At 55.7% G+C, this 15,780-nt stretch carries 14 protein-coding genes and 1 pseudogene; 3 read left to right on the forward strand and 12 right to left on the reverse strand.

Annotated elements, in window-relative coordinates:
- The first annotated feature begins 110 nt into the window (after positions 1-110).
- Complete coding sequence (locus SD70_RS34115; protein ID WP_052487967.1) at positions 111-1,577, forward strand: recombinase family protein; 1,467 nt, start codon at positions 111-113, stop codon at positions 1,575-1,577.
- On the opposite strand, the pseudogene SD70_RS27785 reads toward SD70_RS34115, so the two are convergent.
- The 6 genes and pseudogenes from SD70_RS27785 to SD70_RS27810 form a co-directional block, all read right to left on the reverse strand.
- Positions 1,554-2,884, reverse strand: a pseudogene (locus tag SD70_RS27785) (deoxyguanosinetriphosphate triphosphohydrolase family protein). The gene SD70_RS34115 and the pseudogene SD70_RS27785 sit on opposite strands and share 24 nt — an antisense overlap.
- 5 nt (positions 2,885-2,889) lie before the next feature.
- The gene (locus SD70_RS27790; RefSeq protein WP_041051637.1) at positions 2,890-3,762 is read right to left on the reverse strand and encodes a helix-turn-helix transcriptional regulator; all 873 of its coding nucleotides are present in this window, start codon (positions 3,760-3,762) and stop codon (positions 2,890-2,892) included.
- Between the two features lie 193 nt (positions 3,763-3,955).
- Positions 3,956-4,882 carry an aminoglycoside phosphotransferase family protein gene (locus tag SD70_RS27795; protein WP_041051639.1) on the reverse strand — a complete coding sequence of 309 codons (927 nt, stop codon included), beginning with the start codon at positions 4,880-4,882 and terminating at the stop codon, positions 3,956-3,958.
- 136 nt (positions 4,883-5,018) lie between these two features.
- Entirely contained in the window at positions 5,019-5,870 is an 852-nt protein-coding gene (locus SD70_RS27800) for a sugar phosphate isomerase/epimerase family protein (RefSeq protein WP_041051640.1), read from the reverse strand.
- Between the two features lie 55 nt (positions 5,871-5,925).
- Positions 5,926-7,002 (reverse strand): Gfo/Idh/MocA family protein, encoded by a 1,077-nt coding sequence (locus SD70_RS27805; protein ID WP_041051642.1) that lies wholly within the window; start codon positions 7,000-7,002, stop codon positions 5,926-5,928.
- Positions 7,003-7,018: 16 nt separating this feature from the next.
- Positions 7,019-8,185, reverse strand: a complete 1,167-nt coding sequence (locus tag SD70_RS27810) for a Gfo/Idh/MocA family protein (protein ID WP_041051644.1) — start codon at positions 8,183-8,185, stop codon at positions 7,019-7,021.
- A 364-nt stretch (positions 8,186-8,549) separates the two neighbouring features.
- Between SD70_RS27810 and SD70_RS27815 the strand changes: the two genes are divergently transcribed.
- Positions 8,550-10,736 (forward strand): LTA synthase family protein, encoded by a 2,187-nt coding sequence (locus SD70_RS27815; RefSeq protein ID WP_052487968.1) that lies wholly within the window; start codon positions 8,550-8,552, stop codon positions 10,734-10,736.
- A 785-nt stretch (positions 10,737-11,521) separates the two neighbouring features.
- Here the strand turns inward: SD70_RS27815 and SD70_RS27820 are convergent.
- The 3 genes from SD70_RS27820 to SD70_RS27830 all read right to left on the reverse strand — a co-directional run bounded on the left by SD70_RS27820 (position 11,522) and on the right by SD70_RS27830 (position 13,205).
- Entirely contained in the window at positions 11,522-11,956 is a 435-nt protein-coding gene (locus SD70_RS27820) for an NUDIX hydrolase (protein ID WP_041051645.1), read from the reverse strand.
- Between the two features lie 80 nt (positions 11,957-12,036).
- Positions 12,037-12,516, reverse strand: coding sequence for a DinB family protein (locus tag SD70_RS27825; RefSeq protein ID WP_052487969.1), 480 nt, complete (start codon positions 12,514-12,516; stop codon positions 12,037-12,039).
- A gap of 119 nt (positions 12,517-12,635) precedes the next feature.
- Positions 12,636-13,205: a CGNR zinc finger domain-containing protein gene (locus SD70_RS27830; RefSeq protein WP_041051647.1), complete on the reverse strand. Its 570-nt coding sequence runs from the start codon at positions 13,203-13,205 to the stop codon at positions 12,636-12,638.
- Between the two features lie 41 nt (positions 13,206-13,246).
- Between SD70_RS27830 and rbsK the strand changes: the two genes are divergently transcribed.
- Positions 13,247-14,299, forward strand: a complete 1,053-nt coding sequence (rbsK, locus tag SD70_RS27835) for a ribokinase (protein ID WP_331436850.1) — start codon at positions 13,247-13,249, stop codon at positions 14,297-14,299.
- 320 nt (positions 14,300-14,619) lie between these two features.
- Here rbsK and SD70_RS27840 read toward each other — a convergent pair whose 3' ends face one another.
- The 3 genes from SD70_RS27840 to SD70_RS38755 all read right to left on the reverse strand — a co-directional run.
- Complete coding sequence (locus SD70_RS27840) at positions 14,620-15,324, reverse strand: Ger(x)C family spore germination C-terminal domain-containing protein (RefSeq protein ID WP_041051649.1); 705 nt, start codon at positions 15,322-15,324, stop codon at positions 14,620-14,622.
- On the reverse strand, positions 15,324-15,569 hold the full coding sequence (locus SD70_RS36510) for a Ger(x)C family spore germination protein (RefSeq protein WP_156158232.1): 246 nt from the start codon (positions 15,567-15,569) through the stop codon (positions 15,324-15,326). The genes SD70_RS27840 and SD70_RS36510 overlap by 1 nt, the downstream gene beginning before the upstream one ends.
- Positions 15,566-15,780, reverse strand: a 215-nt coding sequence (locus SD70_RS38755; RefSeq protein WP_231571600.1) for a hypothetical protein, incomplete at its 5' end; no start/stop codon positions are given. The genes SD70_RS38755 and SD70_RS36510, both read right to left, overlap by 4 nt.

Below are 15,780 nucleotides of genomic sequence, written 5' to 3' on the forward strand. Positions count from 1 at the left end.
GATATTACTGTTTTCATCGAACCAACAAATGCAGTAAGATATGAAGTAAGAGTAAAAGGATAACGTAGATTTAAAACTCTTCGGGGCTTTTTCTATCAAGGAGGCCAATTATGCGCGTAGCTATATACATCCGCGTCTCCACAACAGAACAAGCCGAGGAAGGTTTCTCCATTGAAGGGCAAAAACGCCGACTACTGGCCTATGTCGAGTCCCAGGATTGGACGATTGCCGGCATATATATCGATGAAGGAATTTCCGCCAAAGACATGAATCGTCCGAAGCTACAGCAAATGCTTACCGATATGGAGCAAGACCTATTTGACTGCGTGCTCGTCTACAAACTGGATAGGCTTACCCGTTCCGCTTCGGATTGCGACGGTCTACTGAAACGATTTGAAGCTCATAAAGTTGTATTCCAAAGCGCCACCGAGTCATTTGAGACGCGAACCGCTACCGGCAGGCTGTTTATTCGTCTAATCTCCGAACTTGCCCAATGGGAGCGTGAGCTTATTTCCGAGAGGACACGGGCAGGGATGGAACAAATGGTTGTAGAAGGCAAGAAGCCTGGAGGACGATATCCATATGGCTATGACAAGAATGGTCAAATTGTGGAAGAAGAGGCGGAAGTCATTAGGCACATTCGCCGCTTGTACATGCAAGAGAATATGAGCCTCCGGCAAATAGCTCTAGCGCTTCCGCCGCGACGCGGATTTCTGTGGACGCCGGGACGTGTGGCGGATGTACTTGAAAACATTTTCTATGCCGGTGTGATTCGCTATGGCACCAAGCTCCCTAACGGTAAGTTTGCTTTGCCAAGGAAACGCGATTTGCTTGTTGAGTGTTTAGAATCCGCTGGGACGCATACGCCCATATGGACACGTGAGGAATATGATGAACATGTGCGTTTGCTCCGTAGCAGGTCAGAAGGTGGATGGAGTCGCAATCAAACATATTGGTTTACCGGTCTACTCAAATGCGGACGCTGCGGCGCGGCGATGTTTGGTAAAATGAACAAAGGCAATAGTCCGGGGGCAGGAACGCCTACGTACCTTTGCCACCGGAAGCATCACAACCGTTCCTGTGACATGCCCATGTTTAGTCAACGACACATTGAGCATCTGATTTTTGATCATATCGACTCCATCGTGCTTGATTCCGCATTGACGGACGAAGAACAAAAGGCGAACAGAAAGAAATCGGACTACAAGGAGAAAGAAGTTATTCGAATCAAGCGCGATTTGGAAGCGGTTAGAGAGCGCATTAAGAAATGGCAATATATGTTTGTCAACGATTTACTAGGCGCCGACGATTTGCGAGAGCGGCTGAATGAAGAAGCCGAGAAACAGAAAGAACTGAACAAAGCCCTATCTCTTCTCGGCCCGAACAAGGGTCAGAACGATGTAACAAAACAGCAACTTCTGCATATGCGAGATATTTGGCCTACGCTCGATGACGGAGAAAAGCAGGAAGCGCTTCGTATCTTGTTTGAGTCCATAACCGTACATACGCCGCTGACAAGGCCCAAAGGCGTAAGGAATCGTTTCTTCGAATCGTCAGTCGAGGTCGTATATCGATAGCCATTTTGTGCTGGACGCGCTCGCGAACAGCTCGGCGTACACTTTCTCCGCGTACTGGTCGGTCATGCCCGACAAATAGTCGGCGATAAACCGCGGCCACGGCCAGTTGTCCCGATGCCGCTCGTAGCTGTCGAGCCAGTCCGGAGGCAAAATCCACTGTCCCTTCTCGGGATCGATGAACGAGCTCCACAGCCGCTCCAGAATGATCTCCGACCGTTTTTGCAGCCGCTGCACGCGGAAATCTTTCACCAGCGTTACCCAAGCCAGCTTTTTCAAAATTTCCATCGTCCGCTTCAGCTCGAGATCTTCCGCCCCATCCTTGACGAACGTTACTTTCTTCCAGCTTTTGGCCGTATCGTCGACGATGCCGACGCGGCCCGCGAACAAGCTGACCCAGCGCGCCTTCATTTCGCGGCGGGTGCGCGATTCTTCCAATCCGCTTTCCGCAAACACTTGCTGCCACTGCTCGAGATACTGCATCAGCACGCGCTTCACCGCTGCCGGCACGTTGACCGTCTCCCAGCCGAGTCCGGTTAAAGCTTCGTCCTTGACGATTTCGTGCACGAGGTTGCGCAGCAGCCGTTCGTCGGACAGGAAGCCGGCGTTCATCTGGATTTTGCCGGCGCGAATGCCGTCTTCGATATCGTGGGTCGAATAGGCGATGTCGTCGCATAAATCCATCAGCTGCGCCTCCAGCGTCGAACAACCGACCGGCAAGCCCCATAGCTCGCGCAGCTCGCTGATGCCGCCGCACCATTCCGTCCCGTACACGCCTTTGACCCGTCCCGGTTCGTCGAGCAAATACGGATATTTGTTAATCGCCAGCAGCACCGCAGCGGTGAGCATGAGCCCGTGGTCGCTCCCGGCCCGCTTTTCGAGAAACATCAGGATGCGGAAGTTTTGGGCGTTGCCTCGTACTTCATTCCGTACTCGCTGCGCAGCAGCCGGTCGAGCACCTCTTCGCCCTTATGGCCGAACGGCGGGTGGCCGAGGTCGTGGCCGAGCGACGCGCATTCGACGACGGCCGGATCGAGGCACAGTCCCGGATGCTCCGTGCCGCACGCAAAATCGTACGTCCGCCGCAGCCGGCCCGCCACTTCGCGGGCGATTTGCGCCACTTCGAGCGAGTGGGTGAGCCGCGTCCGGTAATAGTCGCCGGAACCGGCCCCGAATACTTGCGATTTGCCTTGCAGGCGGCGCAGGGAAGGCGATGAAATGAGGCGCGCGTAATCGCGCTCGAAGTCCGCCCTCTCCTCGCTCGCTTTCAAATCCGTTTTTTCGTTGAAACGCAATTTTCTGACATCCATCACGTTCAATCCCCTGCTGTTAAGTTGCTGGGCGATGCCAGCCTGCGCTTGAACTGCTCCGGCGTGACGCCTTGCTGCCGCTTGAACATCCGGCTGAAATGGGCGAGATGCTTGAAGCCGACTTGAAAACAGACGTCGGTTACCGTTTTGGCGGGATCCAGCACAAATTCGATCTTCGCCTGATTGATGCGCCGCCGGTATAAATATTCGAATATCGTGACGCCTGTTACTTCCTTGAACAGCTTCGACAAATAAAATTTGCTGACGTGCATATGGTCCTGCAGCGCCTCCAGATGGAGGTCCTCGGTGTAATGGCACTCCAGGAACGTAATGAGCCGCTGCACCGTCTGCTCTTTCTCCGTCGGCAGCTCCGTCCGGTCCTGCACCGCTCTGCGCCTAATCCATAGCTCATAGACAACATGCAGCAAATCGGCAACGGCAAGCCTGAAGCGGCCTTCCCCAACCGCGTCGGTCCGCTTGGCCAGGACGCTCAGCTCCGCCAGCAAACGTTCGACCAGCTCCCGGTCAGTTCCGCCCAGCGAAAGCCGCAAATTGCCAAGCTCCTGAAACGGCTGCAGCACGTTCACCGCCTGGCTCCAGGCAAGCAATGGGCGCAGCGCCCCGGGGTCGAAATGGAGGAGCGAGCGGACGTACGGTACGGACGGATCGATTTTGGCGCAGTGCAGCGTCATCCCGTTCATGAGAATAAGATCGCCCGGCTGCAGCGTATAAATGCGGTCGCCGATCAAATAATTGCAGACGCCTTCGTGAAAATAATAAATTTCATAAAAGTTATGAGAATGGAATACAGGCTCGATTGGTCTGTCGGACCGGTAGGCGAAGTCGAGCCGGTAAGGCGAGTCGTCGGGAAAGTTCATACTGGGACGGCACCTCTTTATGGCGAGAAACATCGTACCCACAGCATACCACGGACAGCGAACGATGACCACTTGCGAAGCGAATGGGCCATCGGTATGCGTCCCCAGTGCAGAAAGAGACGACGGAGAACGGAGAAAGGTTACACCCGCTTGCGAAATCTAGTGTCCTGACATGATGATTGAACTTAGGCAATCAATTATTCATTATTGCTTCTGCGAAAGCGACAGTTTTTAGCAGTTTCGGGTATTCCTCAGGAGTTATGCCGTCTTCTGCCATCCAGCAAATGCCCATAGCGGTTTCCACAAAAAGGCATTTCTTTATGATGTCGTTTGGAATATGAAGACTTTTTTCTAAAACGCATATGATTTCGTTTATTTTCTTGGCTAATTCTGCGGTTATTTCATCGCCGAATTCATTTAATATAAACCGCGGAACGTCAAATACGGGATCGCCTACTACCCCCTTAGGGTCAATAATGACATACTTTCCATCATTGCCAAGCAAAATATTGTCATGATGAAAGTCGCCGTGAAGCAGCATCTTTTGTGAATATAAAGCTGCGACCGATGAACATATATCTTTTGCTTTTTTCATGTACCCATATAATTCTTTACAATCTTGCCGCTCGCTCATGTACTCTGTTATCCTGCCGACCCACCCAGTGTATGTCGGAAAGATTTGTTCGTTAGCGGGCGCTATATGCAAGCCTTTATAGAGGGAGCAAAATACCGAAAGTCTTTTATCTAGCGAACTCTCATCCCTTAAAGTATTGCCGGGCTGCACACGCTCTTCCAGTATGACACCGTTTTCAATATCCGCGTCAAACACTTTGCAAAATCGCCTGCCGTTATAGCCGTTATATTGGGACAACGTTTGAATTTCAGTAAAGATCTCCTTGACAGAAGGGTTGCCTATTTTAAGCACTGCGCTCCCAAACTTTTCCGAATAACATTTGAAAACGAGCTTCGCGGAATACGACGGGATGAACTGGAAAGACGTTAAATTCCACTTATCGGCATATGCTTCGATATCCCTCAACACTTTTTCGTAAACATGTTTACCAAAATGGTTGCATATGTTTTCGATTTCATTTTCCTTGAAAAGATAATGTTTGTTCATTTTGAGAATCAGCCTCCAATCCTTGCCAGGCTACTTCGTACGACTAAAACTATTCTATTCTCGGACAACGATCTCCTGCCATAGCAAAACAAACCGAACTCCTCACAAGGAGTCCGGTTTGTATGAACGAAGTATTTTACCCGAGCAATTCGCGCATATACGCGGCAAATTCGTGCAGCATCGCCCTCGAATCGTATTGACCGCTGAAATCTTCGATGCCGAGGTAGCCTGCGTAGCCGACAGCTTTCAAATCGGCAACGACCTGCTTCCAATTGACGATGCCTTCGCGCATCGGCGTCCAGCCGCACGACCAGGCGACCGTACCGTCAGCCTGGCGTTCGCCCGGCTTCCAGGCGCCGTTTTTGACGTGAACATGGGCGAGGTAAGGACCGAGCAGCTCCAGCCCCATCCGGTAGTTTTCCATCCCTTCGTGCACCATGTTGCCGGGATCGTACAGCACGCCGAGCGTGTCCGGATCATGCCCTTCAACGAGCCGGTAAGCGGCGCTGGGGCTCGGAGCAATCGTATTGTGATGAATCTCGATAAGTCCCTTCACGCCGTATTCCGAGCACAAGGCGGCAGCTTCGCGCAAGTAATTGCGCGTCTTGTTGAACAGCTCGCCGAACGTCTCGGAGCGGTTGTAGCCGGCAACGCCGACGCGGATGAACGATGCGCCGATCAGCTTCGCCGTGCGCAGCGCCCTCTCCGTTGCCGCCACGTCGAGGTCGTTCAAATACGGCGTCACGCTGAGCGATACGAGCCCGTTCCGCTCGGCAGCCGCCTTAAATTCCAGCTGCTCCTCTTCGCTCGCATACGGCGAAATCGAGCACAAGTTGTTGCGCCAAAACGAAGGAGCTTCTCCTTTCGCCTCTTCAGGCACTTCCTTATAGCGCCATTCGATGCCGTCCAGCCCGGCCGCTTTCGCTTCCCGCGCCAGCTGCTCCGGCGTCAGATCCGGCGTGGAGACGGTAAATACGGACAGTTTCATTAACTGTTTCCTCCTTCACTCACTCGAGCAGCGGCATCGTGCCGGCGCTCTCGCTTCACTTCACGCGCTGCGCCTGCAGCTGCGCTTTCAGGCACAGCTCTGCGGCTTTGAACGTATGCTCCTGCGTCATCGCCCGTTCCGTCCGGTTCAGGCAATCGAGAATAAGCTCGCCGAAATACGGGAAGCCGACTTTGCCGCTCAGCTCCAGATGGCGTTCCCCGTCTCCGTTGACCAGGTACAGATGGTCCCCTTTCGGATCGCGGGCGACGTCGATATATTTGCGCAGCTCGATATAGCCGTTCGTGCCGAGAATGACCGTCCGTCCGTCGCCCCATGTGCCAAGCCCGCTCGGCGTCAGCCAGTCGACACGGAAGTAGTTCGTCGCGCCGTTATCGCCGAGCAGCGTCGCATCGCCGAAATCCTCCAGCTCGGGGTACTCCGGATTGTTATAGTTGCCCACTTTGCTCGACAGCACCTGGGCGTCCTTGGCGCCGGAGAAAAACAAAAACTGCTCGATCTGATGGCTGCCGATGTCGCACAAGATGCCCCCGTACTTCTCCTTCGCAAAAAACCACGCCGGCCGCGAAGGCGCATTCAGCCGGTGCGGTCCGAGTCCGAGCACCTGCACCACTTTGCCGATGGCGCCGTCCTGCACGAGCTGCCCGGCGAACACGGCGCTCTCCACGTGAAGCCGCTCGCTGTAATACACCGCGTATTTGCGGCCGGTGCGGAGGGCCGCCTGCTTCGCCGCTTCCAGCTGCTCGAGCTGCGTGAACGGCGTTTTGTCGGTGAAGTAGTCTTTGCCGTGCTCCATCACCTTGACGCCGAGCGGCCCCCGCTCCGACGGAACGGCCGCCGCAGCCACGAGCCGAACTTCGGCATCCTGCAAAATCTCGTCCAGCGATGTTGCGATTTGGACCCCGGGATAGCGGCTGACGAACGCCTCCACCTTGGCCGGATCGGGGTCGTACACCCATTTGAGCGTACCGCCCGCTTCCGTAAGCCCGTTGCACATGCCGTAAATGTGGCCGTGATCAAGCGCCGCAGCGGCGAAAACGAAGTCCCGGCCGCTAACGACCGGCTTCGGCTTGCCCTGCGGGGCGTAGTTCATTCCGTCCTGCTTCTGCGTCATTTTGTCGCCTCCCGCGTCAGTGCGTTCCTTTCACATCGAGCGTTGTGTATTCGCCGGCAATTTTTGTCGTTTTCGATTCGCGAATGCGCTCCTGCAGCTTGTCGTAGAACAGCTCCTCGTCGATCGGGAAATCGACCCAGTCGTCCGTCCACGTCGAGAGCAGCATAGCGTTGGACAGCATCAAGCCGTTGATGCCTTCCTCGCCTGGCGCGAGCAGCTTCGTCCCTTTCGTCACGGCGTTCACCCAGTCCTGCGTGATGCCGGTATGCTGATGCCCGTCGCCGGACGGCACCGGGATGTCGCATTTCCAGCATTCCGGCTGGCCGAAGCCGCCGCGGTACGTGGCGTTGAACTCCGGTTCCGGCACGCGCAGCCGCCAGAACGTCATTTTGCCCTCCTCGATGACGATTTTGCCTCTGTCGCCCGTCACTTCGAACCGGTTCGTCCCCGGCGCTTCGCCGGTTGTCGTTACGAACACGCCGGTCGCGCCGTTTTCGTACTCGACATAGGCGGTTACGTCGTCCTCGACCTCGATGTTGCGGTGTTTGCCAAAATGGCAAAACGCCCGCATCCGCTTCGGCTTCAGCCCCGTCGTCCAGCCCCACAGGTCGAGCTGGTGCGGATCCTGGTTAATGAGCACGCCTCCGCCTTCGCCGGCCCACGTCGCCCGCCAGCCGCCGGAATCGTAATAGCTTTGGGAGCGGTACCAATTCGTAATGATCCAGTTCGTGCGGCGCACTTCGCCGAGCTCCCCGGACGAAATCAAATCGCGCAGCTTCTGGTACATTGGATTCGTGCGCTGGTTGTACATAATGCCGAACACTTTGCCGGACGCAGCAGCCGCTTCGTTCATGAGCCGGACCGATTTCGTGTATACGCCCGCCGGCTTCTCGATCAGCACGTGCAGGCCGTGCCCGAACGCCTTGATCGCCAGCTCGGGGTGCGAATAGTGAGGCGTTGCGATCAATACGCCGTCAAAATCGCCCGAGCGCAAAAACTCGTCGATGTCGGCGTACGTGCGGACGTTTTCGCCAAGCTCCTGGCGCGCCCATTCGAGGCGTTCCTGGCGCTCGTCGCAAACCGCAGTCAGGACGCCGCCTTTTATATCGCCGCGAACCAAATATTTGGCATGGCCCGTCCCCATGTTGCCGAGGCCGATAATGCCGATACGCATCGAGTCCATCGTTAGCCGCCTTTCTGTGGAAGGAATTTGAACCTTGTACTTCATTGTAGCATGTCGCCGGGATACGGGCTTTACTGCGGTTGATCGATGTGGGATGGGCATTTGACTGTGGTTGCTGTGTGCGGAGATGGCGCCAGTAGGCATGCGAAGCGGAGGATGGCATGGGGGCCGGTGAGTGGAACGCGAGAATTGAAAAAGGGTTGTGCCTTGACGAATAGCGGAAAGCGTCTTCAACGAAACTGGAGCCCCCTCGCCGAAACGCGGCGATACCCTGGCTGCCGACTCGGAACAAGACGGGTTGGTGGCTTTTGCCCGGAAATGGTATAGTAAGGGCATATTTTCTTGGCAAAGGTTGGGATCAGCGATGCGGCGTACGATAGTGCGCGTGCTTGATTACAGTTGGAGCTGGCTGTCGCTCGCCGGCTTGGGGCTCGGCTTCTGGCTGCTGACCGAAGGTTTGGCGCGGAACAGCCTTACGTATGCCGCCGATTGGGCCGTTCATCACGGCTGGCATTTTGCCCTCAATGCGGGGCTTGTATTTGCATTCTTCCTTATGATTGCGGCGCTGGCCGGACGAGTGCGGCCCGGCTTCTGGCTGTTCGCCGCGCTGCTTGTGCCGTTAGCCCTGGCCAATGCGCTCAAAACGAACGCGCTCGGGTTTCCGCTGTTTCCGTGGGACGTCGTGCTTGGAACGGACGAATTTACATGGTTCGGGCTGCTTCGTCATTTCACCTGGAAAATGGCGCTCCTCGCCGGGGGCTTCCTGCTGGCTGCCGGCCTCCTGTTGCACCTCGTACCGTGGTATTGGCGCAAGCTGGGTTATATGGAGCGCATTGCGCTGGCGGTGCTGGCCATTGTGATCTGGGGCTCCGTATACAACGACCGCCCGTTCCCGCTGCAGCATACGGCCGGCGTCACGACGACGCCTTGGGACCCGATCGGCTCGTACGACGATAACGGCTTCCTTCTTTCCACGATGCTGAATGCGCCGTTCGTTGCCGTCGACAAGCCCACTGGATACGGCAAACAGGCGGTGACTTCGCTGCTCGCCGGCGAGAAGCCGCGGGCGGGCAGTGCGGCTGAACAGTCCTCTGCCGGAGCCGGTGCGGCTCCGGGACAGGCCGTCAATGACCGCAGCACAAAGCCGAATCTCATCGTCATTCTCAGCGAAGCGTTCTGGGACCCGACGATCGTGCCGGGACTCAAGTTCAGCGAAGACCCGCTGCCAACGCTCCACGGCTTGTGGAAGCGGTATCCGGGCGGCTGGCTGCAGACGCCGCAGTTCGGCGGCGGCACCGCCAACGTCGAATTCGAAGTGCTGACGAGCCTTTCGATGCGGTTCCTGCGCGAAGATTCGCTGCCTTACGTCAATTACGTCAACCGCGGGGTCGATTCGCTCGCCTCGATTTTGACCCGGCAAGGCTATGAAGCGACTGCAATCAATCCGCTGGACAGCTGGTTTTTCGTGTCGCGCAAAGCTTACCGCAATATGGGCTTCGGACGGTACGTCAGCAGCGAGTTTATGGAGCCTGTGCGCGAGGGCATGTTTATCGCCGACAGCGAAGTGGCCAAAACGATCATCCGCGAAACGGAGCGCACGCCGGGGCCGGATATGGTGTTCGCCAACACGATGGAGAACCATTACCCGTTCTTCCCCGGCAAGTTCAAGCAAAACACGATCCGCGTCGACGGTCCGTTCCCGGCCGGCACGAAAGGAATTTTGGAAACGTACGCGCAAGGTATCCACGCCGCGGACGCCATGCTCAAGCAGCTCGTCGATTATTACAGCGCCTCGAAGGAGCCGACGATGATCGTCTATTTCGGCGATCATATGCCGGCGCTGGACTCCGAAGAGAAGGTGTATCGCAATATCGGCTGGGTGAAGGGCGCGGGCGATGACGAAGACCCCGAATACTGGCGGAAAATGTACCGGACGCCCTTCGTCGTCTGGGACAATTTTTTGCCGCACGATGCAGAGGCGCAGCCGGAACAGCTGCTCATGAGCCCGTCGTTCCTCGGGCCGTATGCGCTGCGGCGCGCCGGGCTGGCCGGCACCGCGTTCACGGATTACGTCGGGACGCTGGCGCAGAGCGTCCCGGTCATTCCGCCGCGCAAGCATTACGCCGACCTGGGCGTGCGCGAAGAGCAGCTGACCGGCTACCGGCAGCTCGAGTACGACGCCTTGTTCGGGCAGCGCTATGCGTACGCGGCTGAAGGCATCGGCGGCAGCATCGTGCCGCCGGTGTTTCGGCTCGGCGACACCGTGCCGAGCATCGCCAGCGCCGCCGCCGAGCCGGCGGCGGGCGGCTCCGCCGCGCCGGGCAGCGTCACGCTGACCGTGCGCGGCAGCGGCTTCGCGCCGGCGGCGGCCGTGTACGCCGGCGGCCGCGCGCTGGACACGGCGCGCATCGACGGGGCGACGCTGCGCGCCGTGCTTCCCGGCGGCGCTCGGCCCGCCGGCGGCAAGCCGCTGCCGGTGCAGGTGAAAATCGTGGATTCCAAAGGCTTTACGCTGCAGACGTCGAACGAGGTTACCGTCGACTTGCCCTAATGGAACGAGTTGTGAAGCGCTACTTTCGTCAAACCGCCGCTTATGCAACAGGAAAAAGTATCGATAAATGTATGTAACGAAATGGGGAGTTTTGTCCGAAAATCTCCAAATGAAATCGCCGCTATGCTCAAAAATAAGGGCGTACGGTTTCGCCGTAAATTTCAGATTGCCTGAGAATGCAGGGTTACGCTGCGGATTGGGGCTGCGGGTGTCCGGCTTCGTCCACACTCGTCTTTCCTCGGATTAAAAAGATGGCGGGAACACGGGTTCAACGGCGCACCCTGCGCTTCCCCCCACATTCCCATCCTCCGCTCCATTTTCTCGGGCAGCCGGAAGTTTTCAATTTGTTCGCGCAACGGGAGCTTCAACAGAAGCTTGATTCTTGGGCTGCTTAACGGAACGTATTTCCGTTATTGCAGGGAAGGTGGGTATAGGATCAATGTTAACGGAACGTTGTTCCGTTATCTGGCCGAAGTAGAAGCGATTCTCGCCCAAAATGCGGAAATAACGTACTCTCGTTCCGTTATTTTTGGGAAATGTCCGGGAAATAAGCCGATAACGGAACAGACTTCCGCTAATCGGGCAACAGCCGCTATGATAACCAGACCATGTTCCGATTCTTTCTGTCAAAACGAGGCTTTCTCTTCAACCCGAGGTTTTCCCGTTAAAGCTTACAACACATCTTGACGGTCAAGAAAAAGCGGAAGTTGTTCCGGTTCATCGGATGGTCAGCGAGCTTGCCTCCGTGCCGTTCCGTTCTGCCGGCGGCAAGCCGCGCTCCGGCATTACCCTTGCGCTGCTTCGAGCCGTCGCCGCGCTTCGGCTACCGCAGCCACCATGTTCGCGGTCATGTAAGACGCCGCTTTTTCGAACGCAATGTGAAGGTAACCGTCCACTTCGGGCAGCTCGACTTTCCGGTACGGATGCAGGAAGACGGACGTGCAAAATAGCGAACTGGGAGCCGGCAGCTCCGGTACGGTCAAAGCGAACAGATGCAAATCTTTTTGCTTGTTGTACGGAATCATGCCCAGATCGCGCAGCCGTTCCGGCCCGATGTTCAGGCCCGTCTCCTCGCGCGTCTCGCGAACGCACGTCTGGCGCGGCGTTTCCCCCGCCTCCGCGGCGCCTTTCGGCAAGTCGTAAAACCGGTTGCCCGTCGAATGGCAGGCGAGAAACCGCGTCCCGTCCGTGAGCAGCAATCCGACCGAAATCGCTTTCATTCGCAACCCCCCCCTGTAGGAAACCATTCATCCCCCGGCCCCGCCGCAATCTCCTTCCACGCAGCATGCAACGGGAAAGTTTAGTCGAACGAACGCGCCGCCGGCCAAGAGCCTTGCAGCTTGCGGATATAGACGATTTGCCCGCCGTGGTGCGCATCATGCAGCAAGATGCTGTTCAGCGTCAGACCGAGCGCTTGCTTCGGCAACGGGCGGTCCAGCGCCTCATCGTCCAGCTTGCCGATCGTCTCTTCGAGCTCTGCATGAATGCGGTTCATTTCGGCAACGGCCGCCTGCCATCCGGCTTCGTCCGGTTTAAACGTATCGTCGTTGCTCAGTCCGTCGTAATTTGGCTCTTCACCGCGCAAACGCTGCAGCAGACGGCTTTTGTAAAAATTCAGATGAGCGACGATTTCGGCGATCGTGTTCGCCTTCTCCCCCGCCGGACGCCAATTCGCCTGCTCGGCGGTCACTCCTTCCACAGCGGTGCGAAGCGGCACGAACCAATCTTCTTGATCGAACGTAATTTGCAAATTGCGGCGCAGCAGTTCCAAACTTTTCACCCGGTATGCACCCTTTCCATGTTCATGATATGTAACCACCAAAATAAATTTAAAAGGTTACACAAACAATTTACCATATCCTGGTGCATCGGTCAACGCCGTTCCCAGTTTTGTCGGAGCTATCCGTTCGCGGACGGCTCCGTTTTTCTCCGCGCCCGGAATCTCCGCACTTTCATCAAATTGCCGCACATCGAATCGTCGCAATAACGTTTGGAGCGATTGCGCGTTTCGTCGACGAACACCCACAAGCAGTCCCGGTTGTCGCAAATGCGGACGCGGTCCGCCCGTCCGCCGGCCACGGTTCGAGCAAACGAAAGCGCAATCGCCCCTTGCAAAACGTCCCCTTCGTCCGCCGCAGCGTCCCAAGTGTCCGCCACCTGCAGCTTCCCGTCCGCGCTGCGCTCCAGCCGCTTCGTCACCGGAGCGCGGCCAAGCCGCTCATTAAGGCTGGCTACGACGTCGTCGTCCAGCGGGCCGCCTTGCGCCAGCCGCTCCGCACAACCGCGCAGCAGGCCGCGCAGCCGCTTCAGTGCGGCACGTCCTTCCTCGTCCGGCGCGTATGCCGGCAAATCGTAACGCATCAGCAGCCCATCGAGCCACCCCGGCTTGTCCAGCCGGTCCTCCGAGGCGCCCAAGCCTTTCCAGTCATGCCACTCGCTGTTGACGAATTCGATCCATAGCTCCTCCATACAGCGCTCTCCCTTCTGAGCCCGGTAACGTTATGTTATGATTGATTGTATCATACGAGAGCGAAGCGCCGGAAATCTCCGCTGCGCCGCTGCGCGCGCAGGGCGAGCGCAGCCCGAACGACCGGTCCGGCGTCACCCGCTCGTTTCCGAAGGAGACTGCAATGAAACGAATTGTCGTCGTCGGCAGCATCAATATGGATATCGTCAATCGGGTGCACGCTCATCCGAAGCCAGGAGAAACGGTGCAAAGCATCGGCACCTCCTACCATCCGGGCGGCAAAGGGGCGAATCAGGCTGTTGCCGCCGCACAGGCGGCAGGCTCTGCCGGACGCGTCGCGATGGTCGGCGCCGTCGGCACCGACGCTTTCGGCGGCGAGCTGCTTGGCGGATTGCGCAGCAAAGGCGTCGACGTCAAAGGCGTGCGCAGAATCGAAGGCGTGTCGGGACTTGCCTTCATTACGGTCAGCGGCGATGGCGAGAACAGCATCATTGTGAACGCCGGAGCGAACGGCGCCGTCTCTCCGCTGCAGCTTGCGGACGATATGTGGCACGACGCGGCAGCCGTACTGGTGCAGAACGAAATACCATGGGAGACGAACCGCGCCGTTCTCGAACGGGCTGCGGTTCACGGGGTACCGGCTTATATGAATCCGGCGCCTGCGTTCCGTTTGCCGGACGACGTGATGCCGCTCGTATCGTGCCTGATCGTAAACGAGAGCGAAGCCGAGCTGATGACCGGCATTCCCGTCGGCAGCGCCGTGCAGGCGGAGGAGGCGGCCGGCGCTCTGCTGGCGCGCGGCGCCCGCTCCGTCATCGTCACGCTCGGCCGGCACGGCGCGCAATATGTCGGGCCGGAGGGCAGCATGCTGGTGCCGGCGTTTCCGGCCCGTCCCGTCGACACGACTGCCGCCGGGGACACGTTCATCGGCGCGTTCGCCGCCGCCCGCTCCGAAGGCAAGCCGCTGCGGGAAAGCTTGCGCTTCGCCTCGGCTGCCGCCGCTTTGGCCGTGACGCGTCCCGGCGCGCAGCAGTCGATCCCGACGCGGGATGCCATCGAGAGGTTTGCATCATCGCACGGAACTAGCTGGGAATAATTTGCAGCCCCCGCCGAAATCAGGGCCATTCCATTCGCAAGGCGCACGCGCTTCGTCAAAAAAAAGTGACTGCGATATGGGGAAATAAGGATCTTTCATGGGGATATTGATATTATGCAATTCTTCATTCAGGATTTTGAGCCTCATTAAAAATAAGTTCTTTCATGGAGATAGACTGCGTTGTCGCAGCAATAAACACGAATGATTCCAGTCATCGGTCTTGATATTTCTAAAGCGGAAAGCCATGGACAGGCATTTATATATTTCAATATTCAAATGGCAAAACCTTGAAGTTAATGAAAATTAAATAGCAGCATGCGCTAATCCAAACTTGCATGGACCTGAAAATTGACTTTTAACTTAGGATAGTATCGTTCTCTCCAGTCTTTTAGTTCTTGATAAGGAATCTGATGACGAAAATATTGGCCAAACCCGAAAATATCTGTATGGCTTTTTTGGGCTTGCTCAAAAATATGGTAAAACCGCTTTTCGATGCGCTGTTCGAGTTCTTTTTGTATCTGGTTATTCGTAATGCCCTCTTTTCTTTCTTGGATGTCTATTTTTAAGTGTAAATCACTTGACACTTGTGGCTTATTATTTTTCATTGACGTTTTCATTCGGATTGAGCTGTTCGTTACCATGATACTAGCAAAGCCGAGACTTTCCACCCTTCCATTTGCTTTCCGGTTTTGAAACAAATTAACGAATTGACTTTCATTCGGGCTAATTCTTTCGGTTATTTTTCCATTTTTCAATACAGCAGAACCTTCATAGTGCAATACTGTATCTTTTCCAGAACTAACGACCGGTATGGCGATATCTTTTGTATATGAAAATAAACTTCGATAAACTTCCCATATACGGGTGCTCGAGACTTCAGGTGCCCAGCCACCCCCTTTATTAAAAAAGTCATAAATAGCGGTTGCATTCACACCCAATTTTTCGTTAATGTTGGATAACAATTTCTCGATATTATCATCTGTAATAACTAAAAACGCTCTTGACGGTATCTCTTTTGACGTCATTAAGGACTTAATAAGTTACTGAATTGCTCTTCATTTTTTGCTAAATTGTTTTGGATAATAATTAATCGTATTTGTGTGTAATCAATGGCTTTTTCGGTGTGTGTCCGCATTTGTCCAAGAGCACTTGAAACGGATTCGCCTTCTTCGGTTACAATTCTTGATTTTGTGCTGACTTTTGTCGTTATGGGAATTTGCAGTACTAATTTATATTCTTCATCATTTTCCTTTGAAATGCCGATGGTCACAGGAAGAGCTCGCTGATCGATGTCATTGATATCCCAACACCCACAAAGAACGGGAAAAAACATGACTGCAATAAGAATTTTATACTGATTATTTTTTTTTCATAACCCGCCGTTCCCCTCTTGCTAAAGGCACCGTATATAAAAATGGTAACTGGAATGATAATCATAGAATAAACTTGTGCACCAGTACTCCATAGGACGCTTTTTAATC

Source organism: Gordoniibacillus kamchatkensis, assembly GCF_000829455.1.
GTDB lineage: Bacteria > Bacillota > Bacilli > Paenibacillales > NBRC-103111 > Gordoniibacillus > Gordoniibacillus kamchatkensis.